The sequence below is a fragment of the Aquimarina ulvae genome (assembly GCF_053613295.3).
This window is the reverse complement of record NZ_JBSIBP030000003.1, coordinates 96098-120316: the sequence shown is the minus strand read 5'-3', so window position 1 is coordinate 120316 and position 24219 is coordinate 96098. Positions and strand designations below refer to the sequence as shown.

General features: G+C 32.4%; 22 protein-coding genes. 5 read left to right on the top strand and 17 right to left on the bottom strand.

What is annotated here, in order from left to right; translation table 11 throughout:
• The first annotated feature begins 24 nt into the window (after nucleotides 1-24).
• From ACWGOQ_RS07415 to ACWGOQ_RS07400, 4 genes are read left to right on the top strand one after another with little or no spacing between them, the layout of a single operon-like run.
• Nucleotides 25-672: a DUF4159 domain-containing protein gene (locus tag ACWGOQ_RS07415; RefSeq protein ID WP_452057940.1), complete on the top strand. Its 648-nt coding sequence runs from the start codon at nucleotides 25-27 to the stop codon at nucleotides 670-672.
• Nucleotides 673-676: 4 nt separating this feature from the next.
• Nucleotides 677-1198: a TrmH family RNA methyltransferase gene (locus ACWGOQ_RS07410; protein WP_452057317.1), complete on the top strand. Its 522-nt coding sequence runs from the start codon at nucleotides 677-679 to the stop codon at nucleotides 1196-1198.
• A 56-nt stretch (nucleotides 1199-1254) separates the two neighbouring features.
• The gene (locus tag ACWGOQ_RS07405; protein ID WP_452057316.1) at nucleotides 1255-2343 is read left to right on the top strand and encodes an AI-2E family transporter; all 1089 of its coding nucleotides are present in this window, start codon (nucleotides 1255-1257) and stop codon (nucleotides 2341-2343) included.
• 3 nt (nucleotides 2344-2346) lie between these two features.
• Nucleotides 2347-3546 (top strand): THUMP-like domain-containing protein, encoded by a 1200-nt coding sequence (locus ACWGOQ_RS07400; RefSeq protein ID WP_452057315.1) that lies wholly within the window; start codon nucleotides 2347-2349, stop codon nucleotides 3544-3546.
• Between the two features lie 48 nt (nucleotides 3547-3594).
• On the opposite strand, the gene ACWGOQ_RS07395 is transcribed toward ACWGOQ_RS07400, so the two are convergent.
• The 5 genes from ACWGOQ_RS07395 to ACWGOQ_RS07375 all read right to left on the bottom strand — a co-directional run bounded on the left by ACWGOQ_RS07395 (nucleotide 3595) and on the right by ACWGOQ_RS07375 (nucleotide 7422).
• Entirely contained in the window at nucleotides 3595-4071 is a 477-nt protein-coding gene (locus tag ACWGOQ_RS07395; RefSeq protein WP_452057314.1) for a hypothetical protein, read from the bottom strand.
• A gap of 74 nt (nucleotides 4072-4145) precedes the next feature.
• Nucleotides 4146-4475, bottom strand: coding sequence for a YtxH domain-containing protein (locus ACWGOQ_RS07390; RefSeq protein WP_452057313.1), 330 nt, complete (start codon nucleotides 4473-4475; stop codon nucleotides 4146-4148).
• Between the two features lie 434 nt (nucleotides 4476-4909).
• A complete protein-coding gene (locus ACWGOQ_RS07385; RefSeq protein WP_452057312.1) occupies nucleotides 4910-5578 on the bottom strand; it encodes a response regulator in 669 nt (222 codons plus the stop codon).
• Nucleotides 5575-6381 carry a sensor histidine kinase gene (locus ACWGOQ_RS07380; protein WP_452057311.1) on the bottom strand — a complete coding sequence of 269 codons (807 nt, stop codon included), beginning with the start codon at nucleotides 6379-6381 and terminating at the stop codon, nucleotides 5575-5577. Before ACWGOQ_RS07380 ends, ACWGOQ_RS07385 begins: the two co-directional genes overlap by 4 nt.
• Nucleotides 6382-6984: 603 nt before the next feature.
• A complete protein-coding gene (locus ACWGOQ_RS07375) occupies nucleotides 6985-7422 on the bottom strand; it encodes a hypothetical protein (protein WP_452057310.1) in 438 nt (145 codons plus the stop codon).
• A 1202-nt stretch (nucleotides 7423-8624) separates the two neighbouring features.
• On the opposite strand from ACWGOQ_RS07375, the gene ACWGOQ_RS07370 reads away from it, so the two are divergent.
• On the top strand, nucleotides 8625-9305 hold the full coding sequence (locus ACWGOQ_RS07370) for a hypothetical protein (protein ID WP_452057309.1): 681 nt from the start codon (nucleotides 8625-8627) through the stop codon (nucleotides 9303-9305).
• Nucleotides 9306-9564: 259 nt separating this feature from the next.
• Here ACWGOQ_RS07370 and flxY read toward each other — a convergent pair whose 3' ends face one another.
• From flxY to ACWGOQ_RS07310, 12 genes are all read right to left on the bottom strand, one after another.
• Nucleotides 9565-10866, bottom strand: a complete 1302-nt coding sequence (gene flxY, locus ACWGOQ_RS07365) for a flexirubin biosynthesis putative acyl-CoA ligase FlxY (protein WP_452057308.1) — start codon at nucleotides 10864-10866, stop codon at nucleotides 9565-9567.
• A gap of 75 nt (nucleotides 10867-10941) precedes the next feature.
• Nucleotides 10942-12609: a C45 family autoproteolytic acyltransferase/hydrolase gene (locus ACWGOQ_RS07360; RefSeq protein ID WP_452057307.1), complete on the bottom strand. Its 1668-nt coding sequence runs from the start codon at nucleotides 12607-12609 to the stop codon at nucleotides 10942-10944.
• On the bottom strand, nucleotides 12609-14150 hold the full coding sequence (locus ACWGOQ_RS07355; RefSeq protein WP_452057306.1) for a phytoene desaturase family protein: 1542 nt from the start codon (nucleotides 14148-14150) through the stop codon (nucleotides 12609-12611). Before ACWGOQ_RS07355 ends, ACWGOQ_RS07360 begins: the two co-directional genes overlap by 1 nt.
• Entirely contained in the window at nucleotides 14151-17831 is a 3681-nt protein-coding gene (locus ACWGOQ_RS07350; protein WP_452057305.1) for an MMPL family transporter, read from the bottom strand. It abuts the gene before it with no gap.
• Nucleotides 17824-19032: a DUF2062 domain-containing protein gene (locus ACWGOQ_RS07345; RefSeq protein ID WP_452057304.1), complete on the bottom strand. Its 1209-nt coding sequence runs from the start codon at nucleotides 19030-19032 to the stop codon at nucleotides 17824-17826. The genes ACWGOQ_RS07350 and ACWGOQ_RS07345 overlap by 8 nt, the downstream gene beginning before the upstream one ends.
• 85 nt (nucleotides 19033-19117) lie before the next feature.
• Entirely contained in the window at nucleotides 19118-19588 is a 471-nt protein-coding gene (locus tag ACWGOQ_RS07340) for a hypothetical protein (protein ID WP_452057303.1), read from the bottom strand.
• Between the two features lie 10 nt (nucleotides 19589-19598).
• The gene (locus tag ACWGOQ_RS07335) at nucleotides 19599-19964 is read right to left on the bottom strand and encodes an ApeI family dehydratase (protein ID WP_452057302.1); all 366 of its coding nucleotides are present in this window, start codon (nucleotides 19962-19964) and stop codon (nucleotides 19599-19601) included.
• Nucleotide 19965: 1 nt separating this feature from the next.
• Nucleotides 19966-20589 carry a flexirubin biosynthesis protein LolB2 gene (gene lolB2, locus ACWGOQ_RS07330; protein ID WP_452057301.1) on the bottom strand — a complete coding sequence of 208 codons (624 nt, stop codon included), beginning with the start codon at nucleotides 20587-20589 and terminating at the stop codon, nucleotides 19966-19968.
• On the bottom strand, nucleotides 20570-21199 hold the full coding sequence (lolA2, locus tag ACWGOQ_RS07325; RefSeq protein ID WP_452057300.1) for a flexirubin biosynthesis/transport protein LolA2: 630 nt from the start codon (nucleotides 21197-21199) through the stop codon (nucleotides 20570-20572). Before lolA2 ends, lolB2 begins: the two co-directional genes overlap by 20 nt.
• Nucleotides 21192-21965: a polysaccharide deacetylase family protein gene (locus ACWGOQ_RS07320; RefSeq protein ID WP_452057299.1), complete on the bottom strand. Its 774-nt coding sequence runs from the start codon at nucleotides 21963-21965 to the stop codon at nucleotides 21192-21194. Before ACWGOQ_RS07320 ends, lolA2 begins: the two co-directional genes overlap by 8 nt.
• Entirely contained in the window at nucleotides 21959-23023 is a 1065-nt protein-coding gene (locus tag ACWGOQ_RS07315; protein WP_452057298.1) for a beta-ketoacyl synthase N-terminal-like domain-containing protein, read from the bottom strand. Before ACWGOQ_RS07315 ends, ACWGOQ_RS07320 begins: the two co-directional genes overlap by 7 nt.
• The gene (locus ACWGOQ_RS07310; protein WP_452057297.1) at nucleotides 23023-24219 is read right to left on the bottom strand and encodes a beta-ketoacyl-[acyl-carrier-protein] synthase family protein; all 1197 of its coding nucleotides are present in this window, start codon (nucleotides 24217-24219) and stop codon (nucleotides 23023-23025) included. The genes ACWGOQ_RS07315 and ACWGOQ_RS07310 overlap by 1 nt, the downstream gene beginning before the upstream one ends.

Here is a 24219-nt window from a genome sequence, read left to right as displayed (position 1 = left end):
TTAGACTCTATTATTTAGACGATGATGATCACAAAGCTTACACGGTTTATTTTCCTTTTGTTGTTTTCGGGAGTTATGTTTGGCCAAGATATTGCAATATTGCAATACAATGGCGGTGGTGATTGGTATAGCAATCCTACAGCATTGCCAAACCTAATTAGTTTTTGTAACCAGAATATTCGTACTGCAATAAGTCCGAAGCCAAAAACTGTAAAACCAGAAAGTTTAGACATTTTTCAGTATCCGTATATCCATATGACGGGTCATGGTAATGTGTTTTTTACAGAGCAAGATGCAGAAAACCTTCGAAATTATCTACTAAGCGGAGGGTTTCTACATATCGATGATAATTACGGGATGGCACCATATATCAAAAAGGAATTGGTAAAGATTTTTCCTGAGAAGGAATTGATAGAATTACCTGCATCACATCCTATTTTTTCAGCTAATTATACTTTTCCACAAGGGTTGCCAAAAATACATGAACATGATGGAGAAAGACCTCAGGCGTTTGGAATCATACACGAAGGAAGACTAGTTCTGTTGTTTACTTTTGAAAGTGATCTGGGTGATGGATGGGAGAACCCTGAGATTCATAATGACCCTGAAGAAGTGCGTCAAAAAGCATTAAAAATGGGAGCAAACATTATCAAATACGCTTTTGAGAATTAACTAAATGGCAGAACAGTTACAGCACGATACCACAACTTTTGTAAAAAAACAATTTCCTATTACACTGGTTTGCGACCGAGTCAATTCTCCAGCTAATATTGGTAGTATTTTTAGGATTGCTGATAGTTTTGGTATTGAAAAGATCATTTTTTGTGGAGAAGATATCACCATAATAAGTAAAAGAATGCAACGGACGGCAAGAGCCACTCACGAGATCATACCTTATCAGACCACAGATGCTATTCTACCAGTGATCGATACCCTAATTGCTGATGGTTATAGGATTATTGGTTTAGAAATTACCGAAAATAGTATTCCGGTTGCCAAGTATACTTTTTCTTCAAAGGATAAAATTGCTTTGGTCATTGGAGAAGAAAACTCAGGAATTTCTGAAGATATTTTAGCAAAAGTTACTAAATGTGTACATATCAATATGTATGGCACCAATAGTAGTATGAACGTGGCCATAGCAACAGGTGTGGCTCTTTATGAGATCACCAGGCAGTTGATGGGTCATGAAAAATAATTATAGAAATAGATATACTCTAGAAAAATTTACATTTACCTGAAAACATGTAACATATGAATTCTAAAACAATCGCATACGGTATTCTTAGAGCTATTGCCGTAATTGTTGGTATCTTGGCACTACTTTGGTTTTTATATAAAATACAATCTATTCTGCTCTACATTACTTTTGCAGCAGTAATTTCTCTTATGGGGAGACCGCTCGTTTTATTTCTAAAAAAGCGATTGAAATTCCATAATACACTAGCAGTAGTCTTTGCTTTATTTATCACAATAGGGTTATTTTTAAGTCTTTTTTTACTGTTCGTTCCCATTATTACGGAACAAGGTCAATTGATTGGTACTATAGACATTAACGAAGTGAGTGATGATCTAGATCGTTTAAATCAGGAAATCAGCGATTATTTTAATATAGAAAAATTAAACTTTGAAGAGTTGATGAAACAAACCGATTTTATCGAATCTTTAAATTTGAAAGCAATACCTAATGCTATTAATACCTTTTTAAGTGGTTTTGGTGCTGTGTTAATAGGGTTATTCTCTGTTTTGTTTATTTCATTTTTCTTATTAAAAGATAGCAAACTATTAGTGAATAGTATGTTGGTTTTTGCAAAGTCAAAGAATGAAACGCGATTTAGAAGAGCATTTAATAAAATTAAAGATCTCTTATCTCGTTATTTTGTAGGGCTGTTACTTCAGGTATTAATCCTGTTCTTACTATATTCAGTTTTGTTATTGATTTTCGGAGTCAATAATGCAATTGCTGTTGCCTTAATTGCTGCTATATTTAATTTGATTCCATATATTGGACCTCTGTTTGGTGGAGCTTTGGTATTGACCTTAGCTACCACCAGTAATTTGGGATATGATTTTCAATCCATAATCTTACCAAAATTAACATATATTCTCATCGGGTACATTGTGATACAATTAATTGATAATTTCCTCAACCAACCGTTAATTTTTGGAAATAGTGTAAAATCACATCCTTTAGAAATTTTTCTAGCAATTCTTATTTTTGGAGCTTTATTTGGTATTGGAGGACTCATCGTGGCAGTGCCTTTTTATACTGCAATTAAAGTTGTTGCCAAAGAATTTTTGTCTGAATATAAGATCGTAAAACAACTGACTAAAGAATTATAGTAATTGAATACCCAAATTCTACATACAGAAGTACAGGATTATATTTTTAAAAAATCTGAAACAAATATCGATCTTACAAAGTTAATTCTTTCTGGAATCCCATTTGATAATGTAAGTCCTCAGGAATTGGCACAACAAATAAATGGTAGGTTAAAAGCAAAAAAAAAACTTCCCATATGGAGCCAAACAAAAGGTATTTATTACCCACCAACCCTAAACCTGGAACAGACTTCTTCTGCAGCTACTGCAATCTATAAAAGTAGCCTTGTTTCTGGTGATCTGCTAATAGATCTTACTGGAGGTTTTGGCATCGATGCCTATTATTTTTCAAAAAAAATAACGCAGGTTATTCATTGTGAGCTAAACGCGGAATTAAACGAAATAGCTTCTCATAATTTTAAAGTTTTAGGATCGACTAGTGTAAAGACTATACTGGGAGACGGATTAAAAACTCTTGAAAACCTTAGTAAAGCTGAATGGATTTATATAGATCCATCTAGAAGAAATGATAATAAAGGTAAAGTTTTTTTTATGGAAGATTGTTTGCCTAATGTACCCAAAAACCTAGATTTTTTGTTTTCTAAGTCTAATAAAATATTAATAAAAACCTCTCCGCTATTGGATATTCGAGCAGGATTAAATTCGTTAGAATTCGTAAAAGAAATTCACGTTGTAGCTGTACAGAATGAAGTAAAAGAATTACTCTGGGTTTTAGAAAAAAATATTAAAGATGCGGTTATGATTAAATCTATTAATATAATAGATAGTCACAGCCAAAAGTTCTCTTTTTTGTTAGAAAACGAAAACAATATTTCTGCTGAATTATCTTTACCCAAAAAGTACCTTTACGAGCCAAATGCCGCCATTATGAAAGCTGGAGGTTTCAAAAGTGTCACAAGGATTCTTAGCGCACAAAAACTTCATCAACATTCACATTTATACACATCCAATGAGTTGATTATTTTTCCAGGAAGAAGTTTCCAAATAATATCAATTCTGCCCTATCGAAAACAAGTTTTAAAGAAAGAGAAGTTTATAAAGGCAAATATTACTACACGTAACTTTCCTGAAAGTGTTTCGGAAATACGCAAAAAATTCAAAATAAAAGATGGTGGGGATATTTTTTTATTTTTTACTATAAATTGCCTGAATGAGAGAGTAGTATTGGTATGTAAAAAAATCCGGGTCAACATTCAAAACTAATTTAAATGCAACCCGAACTTTCAATCAATATAAGATTTTTTAAAAATTTTATTTAGAGTCTGACATTTTCTCTATTGTAAAGAAATCCTTTTTAGATGATTCTTTTACTTTATAATCCTTATTTCTAACAGAATATCTAAGTTCTTCACCCTTTACCATAATCATGAACCCCTCGTCAGTTGGCATAATTTTAAAATCTTTATCTGCCTTCTTTAAGTATGATACTTGAATGGTGTTATCAAAAGAATTGTCATACTGATCATCAATTTTGATCACCTTAGTAATTCTTTCCTGAGTGTCAGCTCGACCTTGATTCACTTTATTTTCATCATTTTTTTCTAACTTAATAGGATCTAATTCTTTATTCCATATGGTAACTTCATAAGGAATTGTCATATCTCCTTTATCTAAGTTGTAAGTTTTTACTGTAGTTTCCTTCATCACTTCCATATTGTGCTCCTGTGCACTAATAGTTACAAAGTTGAATAATAAAACTACAAATGGTATTTTATTAAAAATTTTCATGCGGTTGTTTTTGAAATTATTAAATACTAACTCTTCTTAATTCTACTTAAATCATGAATGACGTTAACAGGCCGTTAGTTAGCATTAATCTTTTCATTTCTTTTTCTCAACGTTTCCAATTTTTTCTCCAGTGTAACGATTACATCATCTGCTTTAAGACTCATATCTCCTACCAATCCATCTATTTCTTTCGAAAACTCAGCTTTTTGAGAATGGAATTTTGAAGTTAATTCATCTGATATTTTATTGGCTCGTTCGGCTAAGTCATCTTTAGTATCTTTTACTTTAACCTTTATTTTCTTTCTTGTATTTTTTCCTGAATCGGGTGCGAATAATAATGCTGATACTGCTCCTAATGCTGCTCCTGCTACTAATCCGATTATTGTGTTACTGTTGTTTGACATACTTTAGTTTTAAATGTTAAAAATTAGTTTTGAAAAAAATCTAAAATCCAATCCTATTTCAAGGAATCATACTCTAATAATCTATAAGCGAATGAAAAAAGTTAATCGGCAATAGCACTTGCCACGAAAATTGCTATTACAATGATAACAATTAAAATGTCTATACTATACATCCTTTAACTCTTCAAGATTTCAAATTATAACGAATTCAAGACGTTACGCCATCAAATCCGAAATGCTGATTACATTGTTTTAATAAATCAACACTATTAATATATAGCGAATAGCGATTTTGTCAAGGGCTTTAACGGGTTTTAACCTTTGATACGTCTTATTAACATAAAAATATGTTAATAGGGAATTTTTATGTTATTTTAATTAATAAAAATCTGCAAGCCCAGATATTATAAATACTTCAATATACTAAGGTAATATCAGATATATTGATTCCTAACAAAAATTTGATTTTCTATAGCGTGAATTACCAATCCGGCAATGTTTTTAGAACCTGTTTTTACCAATAAATTATTACGGTGTCCTTCAACAGTTCTTGGACTTATAAATAATTGTTCTGCTATTTCTGTAGTAGTTTTTTGCTCACAAATTAGTTTTAATACTTCTCGTTCACGCTTGGTTAAATATTCGTCATCTTTGAACGTTTTATTCGTTTTTAAAGAAGCTTCTTCCAAAATACTCATCACACTTTCGTCATAGTAAAACCCTTTAATTGCCACGTGGTTTATCGTATTTATCACCTCTGTTGGGGTTGCATTTTTGGCCAGATAAGCTACGGCACCCTGTTGCATCATATTCGTAATAAAAGGTTTGCTATAATAACTGGTTAGTGCAATAATTTTAATTTCAGGGAATTTCTTCTTAACAATCTTAGTGGTTTCTACCCCGTTAAGATCCGGCATTTTTAAATCCATTAAAATAATCTCGGGTAAATCTCTGGTTAGATTTAATTGTTTGATGAGGTCATTACCATTCTCTGCCTGAATACTTATTTCTATATTACTTTCTTTGTCCAGGATGAAAGTGATTCCTTGTCTAAATAATGTTTCGTCATCGGCAATCGCTAGTTTAATGATGTCTTTTTTCATGGTTGAAGTTTTTTAGTGCTAATAGTAAACATTGCTCCATTACCGATCTCACTATGATATGAAAGCTTCCCATCGAGTATGTCTACTCTACTTTCAATATTTCTGAGTCCTATTCCCTTATTTTTACTTACAGATGCTATGTCGAATCCTTTTCCATCATCTGAATATGTAAGATGTAGTTGTTCATTATCTTCTTTAATATTTAAAATTACGTGAGTGGCTTGACCATGTCTTACCGAATTATTTAATAGTTCCTGAATTATTCTGAAGATATGCAATTCATTTCTTTTAGACAATAAATTATTATATATAATCTTATAATCTACTGTTACCTTTTTACTACTTATAAACTCATCGCAGAGTTCTTCTATCGCCGCCTGAAGCCCAAAATTTTCTAAAATTGGCGGTAAAAGATTATGTGCTAATCTTCTGGAACTTTCTAAGGTTTTTGTAGTAACCGATAGAATATGCTGTAGCGTCTGTTCCTGCTCTTCTTTATTTAGTGTACCATCGATTAATACATTGGTACTAAGACTTACTACATTCAATTTTGCGCTGATAGCGTCATGTAAATCCTGTGCTATTCGTTTACGTTCTTCTTCTTGCGTTTCTATAGTGCTGTGTAACAAATCTTTTTGGTAAGAGATCTCCAGATTTGCCTTTTCTAGTTCTGCAGCAATTATTTTTTTACGCGAAAAGAAAAAGAAAAGCACCAGAGATACCGCCATTAATAGCAATACCATAATAGCAATTAAGATAACCACTATGATTTGGGAATCTTCTTGTAGTAATTCTTTCTCCATTCAATAAAGATTAGGATTTGAAAAATAATATACAATATTGCATTTAACTTCAACAACAGTAAATAGGTTTTTTCTGGAATATTCGCATTAAAAACTAAATTTCCAGAAGCAAATATTAGTGTACTACCAAGAAGGTATAGAAACAATCCTATGTTTACAAAAAGGAATTGAGGTTTTACATTTTGTAAAGATTTATAAAGATAATATATTGAATAAACAATCAAAATAGATTGAGTTAAAGTAATACCTATAGAATTATATCTATAAAATAAATTTAAATCATTTACATACTGATAACATAGAAACAAAAAAACAGCTAACGTTACAAATGCTAATGTTTTCTTTTTTAACAAAATTTGATAAAATGTTGATAGAATAATAAATTGTACTACCAAAAAAATATTGTTGAGAAATAAATTATTCAAATGCATAATAAACCCCAGTACTACCATACTAGTCTGGATTAATGATATACTCGAAAGAAACACTGTAAAAACTTGGAAAGCTTTATTTTTACATAAAGCTTTCACGTATATAATAGTATTAAAAATTAAGAAAATATTCCCAATATAAACTAGAAATTTAAAAACTAACATTCATATTTTAATTTAGAGGGCTAAGATCATCACAAGCAGGCGGACAAGGAGCAGTTACATCATAAATACCACTACTAGGGCCATCTGCTAAGCCTGCTGATTTCCCATCTATCTCTCCATCAATAATATCTCTATACACGCCGTCCACTTCTTGTGTACCTACGATTAATAGCCTCTCTTCTACCGGACCGCCATCTTCAGATCCGATCGCCATATAGGCTCGTACATCTAATCTATTTTTAGAAGCTTTTTTCTGAGCCTTTGCTGCTGCTTTATTACCCAGAATACCCATTTCGTTTAATACTTCGATTAAATCAACAGCAGGTATCAAAAAAGCTCTGCAATTATCAGGACATTGTTCTCTCCATGCTGCTGTCCATTCTGCAGCTACATCTGATTTAACTGTATTCGTTTTGTCGGGATTGTGTTTTTTGTCTGGATTCATTTTTGTTTTTGATTTAAATTAGTATTATTATTAAAATAAGTTTACAAAATATGGAGTATGGGTATGTAAATAAACATCTAATGCTATCTTTTAAAAGATACTTCTAATAAATAGACTTACATTAAATGTCCTTAAATTTATGATAAATACTATTTAAATCGTTACGTAAGTATGAAAAATTATTTACTTCATATAACAAGCCCTTTTTTTTTTTACTGAAAACCAGAAAAATAAATACTCAATTTATAAAAACTCTATTTTAAAAGTCCTGACGGGTTTTGAAAACCTGTCAGGACTGTTCTCTAAAATATATCCATCCTTTTACCATTAATACAGCTCACCCATAGTTTACACTACGTCATCTTCTAAGGAATATTTTCCCTCAAAAACACAAAAAACATATTCAGACAAATAAACAGCTGTTAATTTTTCAAGAACACTGAATGAATAATTATTAAATAAAAAAGACCTGTTAAGTGACTCTTGTGAGCTAATTTATATCTACTCAACATAATTTATCTCTTTCTTTATGAAAAACAAGGTTTTAATAAAAGTTCAAATAGCCAATAATACTTGTTAATGATTTATTATGATTATAAAACCACACTTCTTGGAATCGGAATAGAATGGTAAAAATGGTTGATCCATAATATAAAAAGGTCTATGATATTTTAAAACTATCGATAAGATTAGTATTAACGTTTTAAATAATGTTACAACATGTTAAATATATAAAAATCAGCTATATACGTTTATATTTTTTAAGAACTATTAATTTTTAATATTTTTAGATTTTAAATTAACTTTATTCTTATATTCTTTTAATGTTTCGAGTATTTAAGATTTAAATATAACAAATCGTATAATAGCTCCTAAACAAAAAATCGTACAGATCAGGGTGGAAATGTAAAGAATTGTCCTACAATGAAAAGAAGTTTTGGTAACATGTTTGATACCTGAAGTAAACAAGTTGTAAGTTTTTCTGCGATCAAAGAGTTATGGGGTGTAACTGAAGAGCAGATTGATACCTATACCAAGGAATATAGAATGAATTATCCGGCGAAATTATAAAGAAAAAAGTTGGGAATCACAAAGAATTTAAAGTTTAGATTCAGCCCAAAAATAAATACGAATAATAGATGAAAATAGTTTGTATAAGCAGGAATATTTTAATCTTCTTTATGATAATCTTTCATAGCGAAATGTCATATAGCCAATTGACATGGAATAAGGAAGCAAAAATCAAATATGAAAAGTATAGAAGAGATTCACTATCATGGAATCAAAAAATTTTTGAAATGGACTTACAAAATTTCAAAAATTTAAATAAACCTGGAGGTATCTTTCCAGTTCCTAAATACAACTTAGTTGGGGATAAAAGTTTTGTTGGATTAGGATTTGATGGCGTTAATTTGGGTGTTACAATTAATGATAAAGAATTTGTTTATTATTGTTTTTTTGCTACAAGGAATAAATTTAATAAACCTTTTATAGCTAACTTAAACGAAGATATCTTTTTTATAATAGCTGTTTCTACTGATTATATTGATAAAAAAAGATTAACCCATATGGAAGCTGACATAATTTCAAGAAATCACCCAGATTACCTGGCTGCAGGGACCTGTAAAACAAAAAATAATGTAATTAGTTATACTGCACTTATAACCGGTGATCGAAATTCTTATGCCGTAGTTAATAATCGAATTTTTGATTTAAATATTGGGAAAATGATATTAATTGTTCCGCAGAAAGATTTATCATTGAGATCAATGCAAATACAAGTTCCTACTTTATCTTTGGAAGAGTCGAAGAAATATGTAGAAAGTAAACTGAAAAATGATCAAGAGGTTGTCAATTTTTATAAATGCAATAATTGCATATAAAGAATTTTTCATTTTTCTGAGATAAATAGAATGAATAGAAATCTAACCCATAGTATTCAGAAAACTAAAGCTCAAAGAAATGATGGTAATCTTAAATCAAAATTAAGAACACTCTTTGAAGATTTCAAATGATTTTGAGCAATACAAAAACATGGTAAAACAAGTAATCGTAATGATTTTTAGTGACTTAAGTTCCTTTGTGTCATTTAATGTTACAACCTAATAGAATTTGGAAACCTGTCAGATCTCGATCTTAAATCTAAGAATTATGAATAGTCTTTCTAGAATCTATAAAAGAAATCGGTTTACGACTCATCTCTGGGAATTTTTTGGCTTTTAATGCTTCTTTAGAATTCAATACCAGATCTGGTACTACTCTAAGATTTGCTCGTAAATGTTCTTTTAACTCTTTTTGCTGCAAAGCACTTAGAGAATCTGAAATATGAATCAATAATTTATCGGTTCCTAAGTCGCCAATAACTACTTCGATTATATACATACCCAATCCTTCGAAACTTGTGAGTACCTCGATCACACTTTGCGGATATAAAGTAGTCCCTTTATACTTAATCATATGCTTCTTTCTACCCAAAACCGGGCTTAAACGCATGGTTGTTCTACCACATTTACACGGTTCATAATGTGCTTGTACCATATCGCCTGTGGTATATCGCAATAAAGGCATTGCTTCAATACCTAAGGTAGTAATCGCTAACTCTCCTACTTCTCCTTCTTCTACTGCACTACCATCTTCATCTAAAATTTCAGCGATAATAAGCTCTGGGCGATGGTGTCCTCCTCTATGTTCTGAGCATTCTGTAAATGCCGTACTCATTTCTGTAGATGCATAGGTAGAATATAAATCTATATCCCACTTCTCCTTAATTTTACTTCCTAAAGTATTTAGATTAAAATCCTGATCTCTTAGGGGCTCTCCGATACAAATCGCAGCTTTAACAGAAGAATTTTGATAATCAATACCATGTGCTTCTGCATAAGAAATTAACTTTAGTAAAAAAGAAGGTACTACTACTAAATAGGTAGACTGAAAACGCTCTATAGAATCCCATTGCAGTTCGGGTATACCCGACCCCACTCGAACCATGGCTGCTCCTAACTTTCTGGTTCCCAAAAAATAGGCAAGACCTGCCATAAATCTACGATCCAACGTCGTGGTCAACTGTACCACATCTGTTTTGGTAACTCCTGCTGTTTCAAAAGAAGTTGCTTCGTTATACGCTAATCTTTGTAGATCTTTCTCAGTAAGTGCAAACGTAACAGGTTTTCCTAAGGTTCCAGAAGTGGTTACATAATCTACAATTTCTGATTTAGGAATGCACAAAAAATCATCGTTGTACGCCTGTAAATCATCCTTGGTCGTAATTGGAAGTTTTTTAAGATCATCAACAGTTTTGATAGCTGATTTAGAAATACCAAGATTAGCAAACAATCTTTTATAATATGGTGAGTTATGCGAAACAAAACTTACCAACTCCTGAAGTTTTTCATTCTGAAGGTTCGATATTTCCGTTTGTGTAGATTGTTCTATGTTCTGGATCATGTTATGATAGTCCTATACTTATTACTGTTTTCAGACCTGTCAGGTTTTGAAAACCCGACAGGTCTCGCGTGCAATTTATATTTTTCGTTGACACTTCCTGATATATTTCTCAATGTTTTTTACGTCAGGAACTGTAGTTACTTCTCTTTTCTGTGCTTGCTTAAAAGCAATCAAAGCTTTTCTATACTCTTGCTGTACATAATAATATTTGCCCAGTATAAAATATGTTGCCCAATAATTAGGGTTTAGAATTTCATATTCTCTAAGTTCTTCCTCAGAAATTTTTTCTTCACTTTCTGTGACACTTTCAATTTTTCTACTTAATACCCTAAACGACTCATAATTGGTATATTTTTGTGTATGAATGAATGGGTCTTCAGGAATATTAAGCGATGTTGAAGCGATTACAGTTTCCTCTTTTTTCACTTTAAATCTTTTAAAAACGTCATCCAAGTCATATGCTACAAATTCTCCCATCTGGTATGGATTGGTAGAAACCCACACTTTTCTTTCTTCCGGCTGAAAAACAATACCATGATGCGCCAGCATTTGATTCAGAGCTTTTTCATTACCATATCCTATACGCTTATCATCCAGACCATCTCTGTTGCGTAAAATAGCAACTGCCTTTTCTGGATTTAGCTTATCTTTTTCTGATAAAAGCTCTGTCATTCGCTTATATCTATACAACGAATGGCTTTCTTCGATTGCTTGTTGATTTCGTTTATCTTCAGTATACGAATCACTTTGAAAATGATTGGAGCACACCAATTGGTTTGAATTAGGAACCTCATATACTCCAAAGTTATCCGGAGAAACCTCTATCAACGCAGCTCGCTTGTCCTTTGCGCTACCAATCATGATAGACTCCGAAACAAACACTTCTCTCTTTTTTGCAATCGCTATAGCTTCTTCTATGGTAGACGCGTATTGTAATATCTCTCTGGTTAGAATAGATATCGGGGTTTTGGCAATCAACGGAATTTTAGATTTGCCAGCGTTGATTGTAACGGTTAATCCTTCTTCATTCATTCCAGATAAAGCTCCCATCATTCCTGCCCATCCATAGGTCATAAATTTAAATCCTTCTGCAGGATTCATAAAGGTGACTAATTTTTCTTCAGAAAAATCATCTCCTGCATAGAAGTCAAAATTACGTCCGATTAATAACTTTCCGTCTACAGTTTTATCATCCCAGGCTGCAAAAGATGTACACCCTACTAACATCAGATCCTGTAGTGCGTGACCAATATCATGAGCTCCGTGTGCATATAACATTCGCACATAAGGTTCCGCAAAGTTATTGTACTCATCAGAAGCATATCTGGATACACCATAAATTTCAGTTTTGTATTCTTCTGGTACATTGAGATGTAATTTACGATTGTACCAGGCAACAATTTTACTTAAAAACCTGAGATATGTTTCTGATGGAATTAACTCGGTAATTTTTCCTATAAACGCATCTTCCTGAATTTTAATCAATTCTCTACCTAAGCTTCCCGCAGCGACCCCTCTTTCTAAAGGGTTACCTTCTATATACATTTCCCATACCCCTTGTTCATTCTTTCGAAGGAGATTATTGTTGAGTGTAAAAAATGTTTCGCTATGTTTTACTCTTGTTGTATCGACACTTTCAATTCCTGTAATATCTGGTCTGGCTGCCAATGACCGCTTTACACCACAAGATGATGCAGTTAAAACGAAAAACAGAAAAAATATGTAATAAAAAGTATTTTTCATTATGAATCAGACAATTCTTTTGCTACCAAAGTATCTTTAATTCGTTGCAGTAAATAGTCCTTGCCCACCAATTCTCCACAAGTTACCACTGCACTTATAGTGACACCCAAGACACCGTGCATATTTAAGCCCTGTCCGGTAAATAGCAGGTTAGGAATTCTAGTTCTTGGCGACAAAAAGGATTTCATAGGATTATCGGCATCCTTTGCAAAACCATACATAGAGCCTTCATAACAACCTATATAATCCCTGTAAGATAAAGGCGTAGAAGTATGAACCGATTTTATACATGATCTTATGTTTGGAAATTTTTTCTCTAGTTCTTTTAAATATGTTTCGACCTTACGCTCTTTAAACTCTTCATAATCCTCTCCTCTATCATTTTTTTGTGCCACAGTATTAAAAGTATCCGCCCAAGGTTCGACCTCATCAAATCTCATATAAGCGATAGAGGTTAAATTCTCAGCGTACCCTGGATTTTTGAGATCTTCATTTGTAGAAATAAGATAGGCTTCGGGCCAATTTTCTTCTGTATAATTTTGGGTAGTCCATACTTTCTCTGGTGTATGGGTATGATAATAGTTTTTGTTGATGTAAGGGAATGTTCCTTTTTGGAAAACTATATATAAACTGAAAGAAGATATGATACTTTCAGTATTTTGAATTCGTTTATAATATAAATTCCTAAAATGTTCTTTTCCTATAATTTGTAGAGTCAGTTTTGGATCCACATTAGAGATAAAATTATCTGCATAAAAAGTATCTCCTTTAGTTGTACTAACCGATACTACTTTTCCTTCTTCAAAACTAAATTGATTAACTTCTTGATATTTATGAATTCTTCCTCCCAGTGCTCTGAATCTTTTTACTAGTAGCTTAGCTATCTGGCTTCCGCCCTGAATACATCGCCAAGCACTCTCCATATAGGAATTAATAGATAATGCGTGAACATAAAATGGTGTTTTTTCAGGATCTCCTGCATATAATAAATTGGAACCTGCCAAAACAGCTCTTAGTTTTGGATTCTTAACAACACTATCAATATAATCTTTTGCTTTTAGTGTTAACAAATCTTCTCCATAGTATCGATCTCCATGTTCCAAATTATATAAAGGAAATTTATAACAAGTATCTTTGACTTTGTTTACATATGCTCGAATCCCTTTTTCCTCTTCTGGAAAAAACTTCACTAACTGCTTTACAAAATTGTCATAGCCTTGTGCGTGTGGATATTCTAATTCATCATTGTCGAAAGAAACAACATCATATGCGTCGAGATCCATTCTTTTAATCTTCAGATCATCCATGATATCCAAATACTTAAAGTACTGATATAAATTCTGACCTTTCCCTAATCCTCCTATATAATGAATACCCGTATCAAATATGCTCTTATCTCTAACAAAAGTCTGTAGATTTCCTCCGAATTGATTATTTTTTTCTAAAACACATACTTTTTTACCCTCTTTGGCAAGAATGTTTCCAGATACCAATCCACCTAATCCACTTCCAATAATTATAACATCAAATTTCTCTTGCATCTATTTTATTCTATTCAAAACTATTAACCCGAAATCATCAATCGCCACTTTAAAAGTAGCTTTTAGTAATTCGGGAAAACTACTATGATCAGAAAATATAATAATTCTATTGATATCTTCAGATATTAATTCTTTTAAATATTCTGGTTGCGTCGGTATGGTTGTTTTTAGCAAAAGTACATCAAATTTTATCGATGACAAATGTAGTTCGTTTACAAATTCGACTTTGTTTCTTTTGGCAGTATAACAATTCTTTGCGATTGATAACTTCTCATCATTGGCTATGATTCCCTTTAACTTTGTGTAAGGTCTTTTAAAGCTTAGATACAATAAAAACTGACCATAATCATCGCTATATTGGAGCACACTATCATTATTTCTGACAAAGCTTGCGGCTTTGTAATATTTCTCCTTGTGTATTGTATAATCTTTTTGAATTTTTTTAAAGCAACTTTTATATCTATAATTATTCAATAATGCTTTTTTATAATAATCAACTCCTTCTAAATCGTTTTGTAATTCAAAGTACTGGTTTCTAAAATAAGTACTTGTCTTCTTGGTCCTTTCTGCGTAACCAATTCCAAACTCTTTATCATCTAGGGTGATTCGCGGTAAAATTTTCAATTGAACTGCTCCATCGTGAATAATAAAATCCCCTTTTGGGGATACTTGAGCATTTCCATGAATTACCACCGGTACTATATCCAAGTTTAATTCCTGAGCCAGATAAAAAGATCCTTTATGAAATCTACTCATCTTGGCAGTATCAGTTCTTGATCCTTCGGGAAATGCTATTAAAGAATATCCTTGTTTTACTTTTTCGCGCAAGTGTTCTACTCCGCCTTCAATACCTGAAGAAACCGGATAAAAGCCAGCTAATTTAGCTGCTCTTCCAAAAACCGGATTATTGTATACCCAATCTTTTACCAAGTATATTAGCTTTGGGTACAGCATTCCAACAGCAATAATATCCAAAAATGAAGAATGATTTGCTATTATAATACAGTGTCTACCAAAATCCTCATTTTCAGGATTCAATATTCGTTTTTTTACAAATGGATTGGAGTATAAAACTGACCGCATTAGTTTAGAAACAATCTTATGAAAAACCGCCATTTTCCTTTTCTTATTAACAGGAAACCAAGGAATAATAAGACTACTAAGTAACGAAACAATAAATCCTCCAACTATAAAATATCCAAAACTAAAAAGAGACCATAGTGTTTGACGAATTTTTAGCGGGGTTAATCCTTTCTTTGCGCGATTGGTAATAAAAAGTCTAAACAACATCGGTTGTATTGTAAATGCCACTAAAACCGCTGATATAATTCCTATTAAGGACACAATAGAGATAGATCGAAGTGCCGGATGTTTTGCAAATATCAAGACACCAACTCCTAAAATAGTAGTGATTACTGATAATAATATAGATGTTTTATAAGTAGATAATTGTCTTACTCCATACGTATACTCTTTGATCAGTCCATTGGTGATAAAAATGCTATAGTCTACTCCAAGACCAAAAATAAACGTGGAAATAATTACATTAAAAATATTGAAATCTATTCCCAAAATTTTCATTACTCCCAAGGTAATTACCCATGTTACTGCAATTGGCAAAGCTGTTAGTAACGTTAGCATTGGGTCTTTATAAAACAGCAATAATAATAAGACAACCGCTACTAAAGAATAACCTATTAAAGAATTAAAATCATTCTTGAGATTTCCTAATAATGTTTCGTTAAGCTGCTTTCTGTCAATTACGACAGTATTTCTCACTTTACCAATAGAAGCACTTATATTATCAGCATCTTTATGATCTACTTTTATGGCCGAAACTACGGTCGAAAAACCTTTTTCGCTAGTAACAAACTCATCGAGATACAATTCTTTGATATTCTGATACTCATTAAAACCAATAGGTTTTATTTCTTTATTAAGTGTCGTATAAAATTGCGTAAACGTTTTAGGTTTGAAACCAACGAGACGTCCTTTTTCTTTTAATAAATTAGTAAGCGTATCTATTCTTTGCTTCGTCCAGAAATCATTCCATTGTTTGATCTTTTCTATTTGTGTTTCTTGTGATAATACCACACCTCCGACTGAACTAAAGTTAATGAGTTCTTTAGCTGTTTTTCTTTGCTGTAATGTTTCAAACAGTTTGTTGTTGGCATTTAGAGCTTCATTGAGTGATGAACCGTAAGAAACTAAATAAATAGACTTTGCTTTATTGTTATTAATTCTATCCAGATCTTCTTCGGCAGCTACTAATTCTTCTGGTTGATAGTTCATTGTATTCAGGTCTGTATTAAACCCAACTTTGTGAAAAAGAAACAATCCTACAATAAAACTCAACCCAATTATTGAAATCAGTATTTTACTTTTGTGAAATTCTGTTTGAGAAATTTTATCAATATATGTTTTCCTTTTGGTTTTCTTACTTTCTGAAAACCGGTACACCTGCGGAATAAATATAAGTGCGAATACAGAGGCTCCTACGACACTAACAGCAGCAAAAATCCCTAAATCATTTAGCGCCTCAGACTTCACAAAAATCAAACATAAAAAAGCAACAGCAGTTGTCAAACTACTCATAACAACTGGCATAGATACATCTCTGTAAAGCTCTTTTACACTATTGTTATTTCTGAAATGCGTAAGAATATGCAATGAATAATCCAACGTGATTCCTAGCAACACAGAACCTATACCCAAGGATATAGCTGATATTTTTCCCTTGACCAGATATAAAATAGCAATGGCCAAGATTGCACCAAAAACGGTTGGTGTAAAAATGATTAGTGGTACTGCTAATTTTCGATAAAACAAAATTAAGATCAGTAACAAAATACTCATAGCAATACTTACAGTAAGCTGTATATCTCTTTTTATTTGTTTGGCATTAGCCACGGCATACAAGGTAGCGCCAAACAGAGTAGCTTCAGCTTGTTCTGAATATTTCTTATTAAGTTCGGATGTTATCGCTTTCAGTCTTTCAACAAAGAACGTGTTTTCTCCAGTTTCATTCGTGGCTAATTCAGGTGTAAGGAATAATAATAAGTTTTTTCTGTCTTTAGTTATTAAAAAGCCATTGTACAAGTCATAATTATCGCCTAATTGGAGCTGAGCCAGTTTTTGAAGTCCTTTTGGTGTTAATGACAAAGGGTCTTTTACGATAAATTTTTTGGTGACCAAACCTGTTGGAGAAATCAAAGTTTTATAATTATTCTCAATGATCTTTGTAATAGAGTCCTTATTAATCTTAGCAGCGATATTTTCGTAATCAGTTTCTGAAAGAAAAAAAGGAAGGTGCTGATACACAAAATCATATAATTCCATCACATTATCATCCGCTACGCTACCCTGAATTTTTTTTACGTATTTAGAAAGGTGTGTGTTTAGAGAATCTACATATACTGAAGCGTAGGTTGTAAGATCATCTGGATCATTTCCTCTATTTGCAATGTTAACCACAATTTTATCTGAAAATGAAACGGTTTTCAGAACTTTCTGTGTGATTTCAGATTTGTCACTGTTAGGGATTAATCTGGTAATATCTTCTTCAAACCTTATATTACTAGCCAAAAATGCAAAGATTCCAAAAAAGCCTACAATGATGGGCCAGGCGATTAATCTATTCTGTCTGATATATTGATATACTGAAAGAAAAAAATTATGCATCGGTCGCACTATTTTTGGATTTACGGAAGCTAAAATACAAATACGCAATGATTCCTCCTGTCAATGACACAAATGATGCTAAAATAAAACTTCCAAAGATATATTGCCAAATGCTTTTAAAGACATCAACACCTGATCTTATATCTTCAATATTTAGCGTCGCATCCATTTCTTTTCCCATGGCAATAGCACCAATTTGATAACTACCATAAATAATAAAAGGAATGAACGGTGGAATACTAATGTTAGAAAACAAAAATGCGATAGGTCTGTTTAACTTTAGAGCTATGGCCAATGATATTGCTAAAATTGTTTGAAAACCCCAAAAAGGAGCGATCCCTATAAAAAGACCTAGAGCAATAGCACTTGCTTTTTTTAATGGAGGCTCATTACTTCTAAGGACATTTTCTCTCCAGTATTTCTTAAAACCCTTTTTTTTAACCCGATATATAAGTCGCTTTGGCAAGTAAAAAAACAAGGTTAAGGTAACTAGCCAGGTATTGAGAATACTAATCCGTGTAAAATCTTTAAAAGGTCTAAAATGCGATACGCGCTCTGTTTCGTCATACAAAACCTGAATAGGTATGTTTCGGACCTCTACATTTTTCCAGGCAAGTTTTACAATCACCTCTATTTCTAGTTCGAACTTGGTTGTAAATAATCTTAGCCTATTGACTTCTTCTATTGGATATAATCTATAGCCCGATTGGGTATCTTTGAGCCTAATACCTGTTTCAATATAATACCAAAAGTTAGAAAATTTATTTCCAAAACTACTTTTACCTGGTACAGAAGGATCATCCATATTACGAGAACCAATCAACAATAATGGGGTATTAGTGTTTTGTTTTTCAAGCTCATCCAAAAAAACAGGCAGGTCATTAGGAAAATGTTGACCATCACTATCAATGGTTATCATATAGTCATACCCTAAGCGATGTGCTTGTTGGAAGCCCTCTCGTAATGCCATTCCTTTACCTTTATTCTTCAAAAAAGTGACAACCGTGAGGTTTTCTTGGTATTTTTCTAAAATTGTAGCAGTATCATCCGTAGCTCCATCGTTAACAATAATAATCTGATCTGTATATTCCAGAACACCTTGAATAACTCGATCCAGTGTATTCTGATTATTATATGTGGGTATTAAAACACAACAATTCAGTGTTTCGAAACGATTATCTTTTAATGTAGATTGGGTCACAATACTATTTTTACCGTTGCAAAAATAGGATAATTATAGTATAGAAGAATTAATGAGTTCAGAATATTAAAAGATTGATTAAAGATTACTTTTCAAAAATAGTAGACTTCGACATATAACCTTTTATAAATTCTTTTAATTTTGGAGATGTAATCTTGTCTATATTATTAATAAGATAGTTTTTATCTTCATCTATTTCCCTATAATATCTGGTAATCCTTGGAGCACTGCTTTGCACACTTAATCTAATCATCCTTAATTCAATATTATCAGGAGCAGCTTCAATGGCATTTTCGATTAAATTTTTACCCTGTTTAAAAAAAGATATTTTATCTCCTCTTTTTTCAGAAAAAGATGCTTTTAATGTTAACGCGCATCCATAATAGGCAGATAACACCAAATCGTTTTGGTAATCTGTATTCTTTACAAATTCAAGAAACTTCTCTGTATTAACTTTAGAGTCTTTAGCACTCCTATACAATTCCCGTACTTGTGTGACATCACTAACAGTAGAATTTGTAATCAACAATCCGATAAATAAAACTAGAAATTTCATATAAATTCATTTATATTTTAACAAAAGTCACTACAACTTTCAGGGCTATAGTGTCGTCATATTTTACGATGCTTTTCACTTTAATCTCATCTTCTCCATCCGTAAAATCATTGGTAATAATTAAATCCGGAGTTTTTTCTGGATTAATAACGGCCATGAATTTTACGTTTGAAGCTTTTTTCATAAACAAAGAACACCCTAGTCTCTTTTCGGTTAGCTCCTTAATAATCTGTAAGGTACAAACACCAGGAGTGATTGGATTACCAGGAAAATGCCCCTTAAACACGCTACTATTGGGATTCAAAGCAATAGTCGTAGTTTGTATACCATCCCTTACAACATCTACTTTAATTTTGTATAAATCGGCTATTAACATATTATTTTTTTAAGAAGTTTAATACTAGATTCAGTTTGATATTTTGATGATCAATACGTATATTTTTTGCTACCTTATCTTCAGAAATATTATTAAAATGTATGGTAAACTTTTCATTTCGTTTTGTCGTGTGAATTATTTTGTCTAACCCAAAGCCTGATTGATTATAAAAATAATAGTTACTACGGTTGTCTTCTTGATTTTTAAGAACGTTATACTCCTTATTATGAAAAATTTCTACGACTGTTGCCTTCTCTTTAACCAACAACGAAAAATCTCTAATCAAGGTATTCAGAATTATTTTTCGGTCCAATTGTTCAACAATCGAATTGATTTTATACGCTCCTTTTTTAAATTCTATATCAAAAAATGTACTCCCAAATTGCGAGGTAAACACCATACGGTGATTTTGCAGGTCTATCTTTTTTAGAATAAGAATACCACTAAATTCATTCCCATAAATCGTTATATCAGCTTTATACACATAGTCAATTTTCTGATTAGAAAAATATGGGTTTTCAATCTTGTCTCTAGCTGTAAGTTCAGATTTTGTAAAATTTTCTACGGTAGCAACCTTACAACTGAAAACAGAAACAATGCATATGCTAATGAGAAAAAATCGCATCAGGAATTGGTTTATTTACAGAAGTATTTTGAAATTTTATAAGTGTATAATCCCCAGAAGGTTCTACAAGTTTAACACTGGATACAAGATAATCGTCTGACTCGAAATTCAAAATAATCTCCTTAAACATCTCTTTTAGCGTTTGATCCTTTGGAGATAATTTTGCAATATATCGTTTCTCGTGTTTAAAAAACATTATGGAAAACTGCGATTCATCAAGCATGTCACCACTTACGCTCTTAGCTATTAAATCATTTAGCTTCTTAAAGACTTTATTAGAAGCGAGGTTTATATCACTTTTTTTACCGGCATCATTAATGAACAACTTTTTATCTTTAAAAATCACACTATATTCATATGGTTCTGTATAAGACCATTTGATAATATCAGGTGCTCTAAAATATAAATCTCCACTACTCTCTATATCGTCAGAAAGAAAATCAATATGCTTTAGTTGCACAAAGGTATTTACTATTGTTTTAGATTTCTGAGCACTGGAGCTTACCCCTTCTTTAAAAGCATCAATTTCTGTATTGGAAAGTTCTGCTTCCTGAGCCTGAAGCATTGAAAAACAGAAAAAACAGCTGATATATACTAAATTTTTAAACATATGCCTTAATTGAAAATAGTTCATCTATGGTAACGGTTGTAAAATTGTTTCTTTGCAAAAATAGCAACAATTGTTCCAATACTGTCACCGTAATACTTTTAGTATCGTGTAATAATATCACATCACCACTTTTAAGGTTCTTGGTAACTCTTTTTAATATTACCTTTTCTGAAGGAATCGTAGTATCAAATGATCTCTTATTCCACCCGATTACGGCGTGTCCTGTTTTTTTAACAGCTCTGGCAATTTTAGGATTGGTGATGCCATACGGTGGTCTGAACAATAGGGGTGTTTTTTCTGAAATTTTTCTGATGATTTCATCTGTATCCTCAATTTCTTCAATAAATCTATCAGTACTATAAAGATCGATCATCGTATCGTGAGAAAAAGTATGATTACCGATTACGTGGTTGGCATCAATAATTTTCTTGAGTATTTCAGGATGTTTTTCTACTTGTTTACCAATGCAGAAAAAAGTCCCTTTGACATTGTATTCATCTAATATTTTTAGGATTTTTAATGTATTCACATCTGGACCGTCATCAAAAGTAATTGCTATTTTTTTACCCTTAACACCAGGATTACCGCTTAAACTTCTAAGAAAATATCCAGATCTTATATTTGTTACCCCATAGGCAGTAATAAGTAGCCAAAGAAACGCCAGTACAAGTAAACTCCACCACGGAAGTTTATTGAAACTCACTGCCGAAATCATAAGAACACCGGCAATAATGGATATAATATTAACTATCTTTCTAATTAGCATCGTTGTAACAATGCAATAGTATGATTTTTTCCTAAATATTGATTGTACAACAGTATATTTTTGTACTTATTTGCAACCACATCATTAACTTTTAAAATAGCAGGTACCCGATTCGTTTCGAAAATTTTACAACCCACCCAAAATCCAAAACTGGAAGCTACGTGATAGTCACCGATCAGATGTTTATAACAAAGTTGTTCTGTATTAGAAAAAATAGTGGTTTGTAGATCCCTATAGTAGTTATCGTATGTTACATCCCCATTATTTCCTAGAATTACAGCATCAATATCATCTACCGAAATATTCTGATCTAGCATAAATTTCTGAATATATGCTTTAATCTCATCTGGTGTCGCAGTACTTACGGTCTCAACATTGACAAGTTTGCCTACACTTTTATCTGTTTTTTTTGCTCCCAATACTACAAATGTAGCACCTTCGCTAGCCACGGTACCCGAAGTATCCGAATCCAACAATTTAACTACTTCAATATTATCCGCCTTAATCTGACCATCTAATTTATGAAGTAACGTAGAGTTTTTAGCTACTTCATCAATACCACCTACGAGAATGTTTTTTTCAGGTTCTTCGGATAGCATTAATTGTGCATCCATTAAGGAAATTTCAAACGAAGCAGCACCCTGAACATAGGTCACATTATATGCCTTACAACCTAGACCTAAAGCTACTTGACCACCAACTGTATTATGAGTAGACTGAATAAATAAAGTAGGCGTTAAAAACTGTTCGTCATTATGAAGAACATTTTCCAGAAACTTTTCAGAGTCTTGTTTACAGCCCATTCCGGTACCAGTAATAATCGCATCAGGCATTTCTACACCAGAGCGGTTGAGTGCCATTGATGCAGCAGTCACTCCCATTTTTACAGATTTAGACATGCGTCGCATAGCCGCAGGTTTAATATACTCTTTATAATTAGGATCGTGAGATCTAAATATAGATTCCGTATGAGGAATGATTTCCTCTAAAAATGTATTTTGATCTGTAGTAGGCTGTGCAGAAATACACGCAATACCATTAATATAACAATCACTCATTATTTAGTAAAAATTAAAGTGGAACAATTGCCACCAAAACCAAAAGAATTTGACAAAATAGTAGTCATTTCCTTAGAAACCAATGCCGTTTGTGGAACCAAAGAAAATTCTTTCATTTTAGTTTTGAAATTTAGGTTAGGAAAAATAAGATTTTCACGAAGTGATAATAATGAATATACGGCTTCCACTGAACCAGCTGCTGCTAGTGTATGCCCGGTAAAGGCTTTTGTGGAGCTGAAAACCGGAGTGTTGTCCTCTCCAAAAATTCTGGTCATCGCTACTCCTTCAGACAAGTCATTATTTGGTGTTGCCGTTCCGTGTGCATTTATATAATCAACATCTTTTGCCTTTACATCTGCTATTTTTAACGCTTCATTCATTGCTAGAAATGCACCTTCTCCATCAGATGATGAAGCTGTCTGATGAAACGCGTCATTAGCATTAGCCCAACCTGCAACCCTACCTAATACTTTTTTACTTTCTTTCTTAACTACTTCATCACTTTCTAAGACTAAAAAAGCCGCAGCCTCCCCAAGATTTAATCCCTTTCTGTTATCGTCAAAGGGAGTACACTCTGAATCAGACAAAATCATTAATGTTCCAAATCCGTTAATAGTAAACTTAGATAATGCATCTGTACCACCAACGATCATTCTATCAATCTTTCCTGCTTGAATCATTCGTGCACCAAGCATAATGGCATTTGCTGCAGAAGAACATGCCGTACTAATCGTAGAAACGTACCCATTTACTCCTAAGTAATTAGAAATAGATTGGGTTGTAAAACCAGCGTGTTGCGCTTGAATGAATCTTCTGTAATCCTCAACCTCAGTATATCCTAAATAATATTTTTCTGTGGTATCCATGCCACCTACACTGGTTCCAGAAACAAAACCTGTTCTATATTTATTAATATCAGAAATCTGCGCATCTTGTAAAGCTTCTCTTGCAGCAATGGATCCAATCATCGCTGTTCTGGAAAAACTATGCATTGGTTCCAATCCTAATTCTTTTTCCAAATCGCTATTGGTTTTCTTAATCTCACCAACCATGATTTCGTCTTTATGACGCGTTTTCAGTATTTCTATTCTAGAAATCCCGTGGGATACTGATTTTAAAGCATTAAAATTTTCTTCCACCGTGTTTCCGATAGAAGAAATGATTCCCATACCAGTTATGGCAATGCCTTTATTCAT

Bases quoted from the DNA above. Each gene is read 5' to 3' on its own strand.
- ACWGOQ_RS07415 (WP_452057940.1), top strand. From the start codon at position 25: ATGATCACAAAGCTTACACGGTTTATTTTCCTTTTGTTGTTTTCGGGA.
- ACWGOQ_RS07410 (WP_452057317.1), top strand. From the start codon at position 677: ATGGCAGAACAGTTACAGCACGATACCACAACTTTTGTAAAAAAACAA.
- ACWGOQ_RS07405 (WP_452057316.1), top strand. From the start codon at position 1,255: ATGAATTCTAAAACAATCGCATACGGTATTCTTAGAGCTATTGCCGTA.
- ACWGOQ_RS07395 (WP_452057314.1), bottom strand. From the start codon at position 4,071: ATGAAAATTTTTAATAAAATACCATTTGTAGTTTTATTATTCAACTTT.
- ACWGOQ_RS07390 (WP_452057313.1), bottom strand. From the start codon at position 4,475: ATGTCAAACAACAGTAACACAATAATCGGATTAGTAGCAGGAGCAGCA.
- ACWGOQ_RS07385 (WP_452057312.1), bottom strand. From the start codon at position 5,578: ATGAAAAAAGACATCATTAAACTAGCGATTGCCGATGACGAAACATTA.
- ACWGOQ_RS07380 (WP_452057311.1), bottom strand. From the start codon at position 6,381: ATGGAGAAAGAATTACTACAAGAAGATTCCCAAATCATAGTGGTTATC.
- ACWGOQ_RS07375 (WP_452057310.1), bottom strand. From the start codon at position 7,422: ATGAATCCAGACAAAAAACACAATCCCGACAAAACGAATACAGTTAAA.
- ACWGOQ_RS07370 (WP_452057309.1), top strand. From the start codon at position 8,625: ATGTCATATAGCCAATTGACATGGAATAAGGAAGCAAAAATCAAATAT.
- flxY (WP_452057308.1), bottom strand. From the start codon at position 10,866: ATGATCCAGAACATAGAACAATCTACACAAACGGAAATATCGAACCTT.
- ACWGOQ_RS07360 (WP_452057307.1), bottom strand. From the start codon at position 12,609: ATGAAAAATACTTTTTATTACATATTTTTTCTGTTTTTCGTTTTAACT.
- ACWGOQ_RS07355 (WP_452057306.1), bottom strand. From the start codon at position 14,150: ATGCAAGAGAAATTTGATGTTATAATTATTGGAAGTGGATTAGGTGGA.
- ACWGOQ_RS07350 (WP_452057305.1), bottom strand. From the start codon at position 17,831: ATGCATAATTTTTTTCTTTCAGTATATCAATATATCAGACAGAATAGA.
- ACWGOQ_RS07340 (WP_452057303.1), bottom strand. From the start codon at position 19,588: ATGAAATTTCTAGTTTTATTTATCGGATTGTTGATTACAAATTCTACT.
- ACWGOQ_RS07335 (WP_452057302.1), bottom strand. From the start codon at position 19,964: ATGTTAATAGCCGATTTATACAAAATTAAAGTAGATGTTGTAAGGGAT.
- lolB2 (WP_452057301.1), bottom strand. From the start codon at position 20,589: ATGCGATTTTTTCTCATTAGCATATGCATTGTTTCTGTTTTCAGTTGT.
- lolA2 (WP_452057300.1), bottom strand. From the start codon at position 21,199: ATGTTTAAAAATTTAGTATATATCAGCTGTTTTTTCTGTTTTTCAATG.
- ACWGOQ_RS07320 (WP_452057299.1), bottom strand. From the start codon at position 21,965: ATGCTAATTAGAAAGATAGTTAATATTATATCCATTATTGCCGGTGTT.
- ACWGOQ_RS07315 (WP_452057298.1), bottom strand. From the start codon at position 23,023: ATGAGTGATTGTTATATTAATGGTATTGCGTGTATTTCTGCACAGCCT.
- ACWGOQ_RS07310 (WP_452057297.1), bottom strand. From the start codon at position 24,219: ATGAATAAAGGCATTGCCATAACTGGTATGGGAATCATTTCTTCTATC.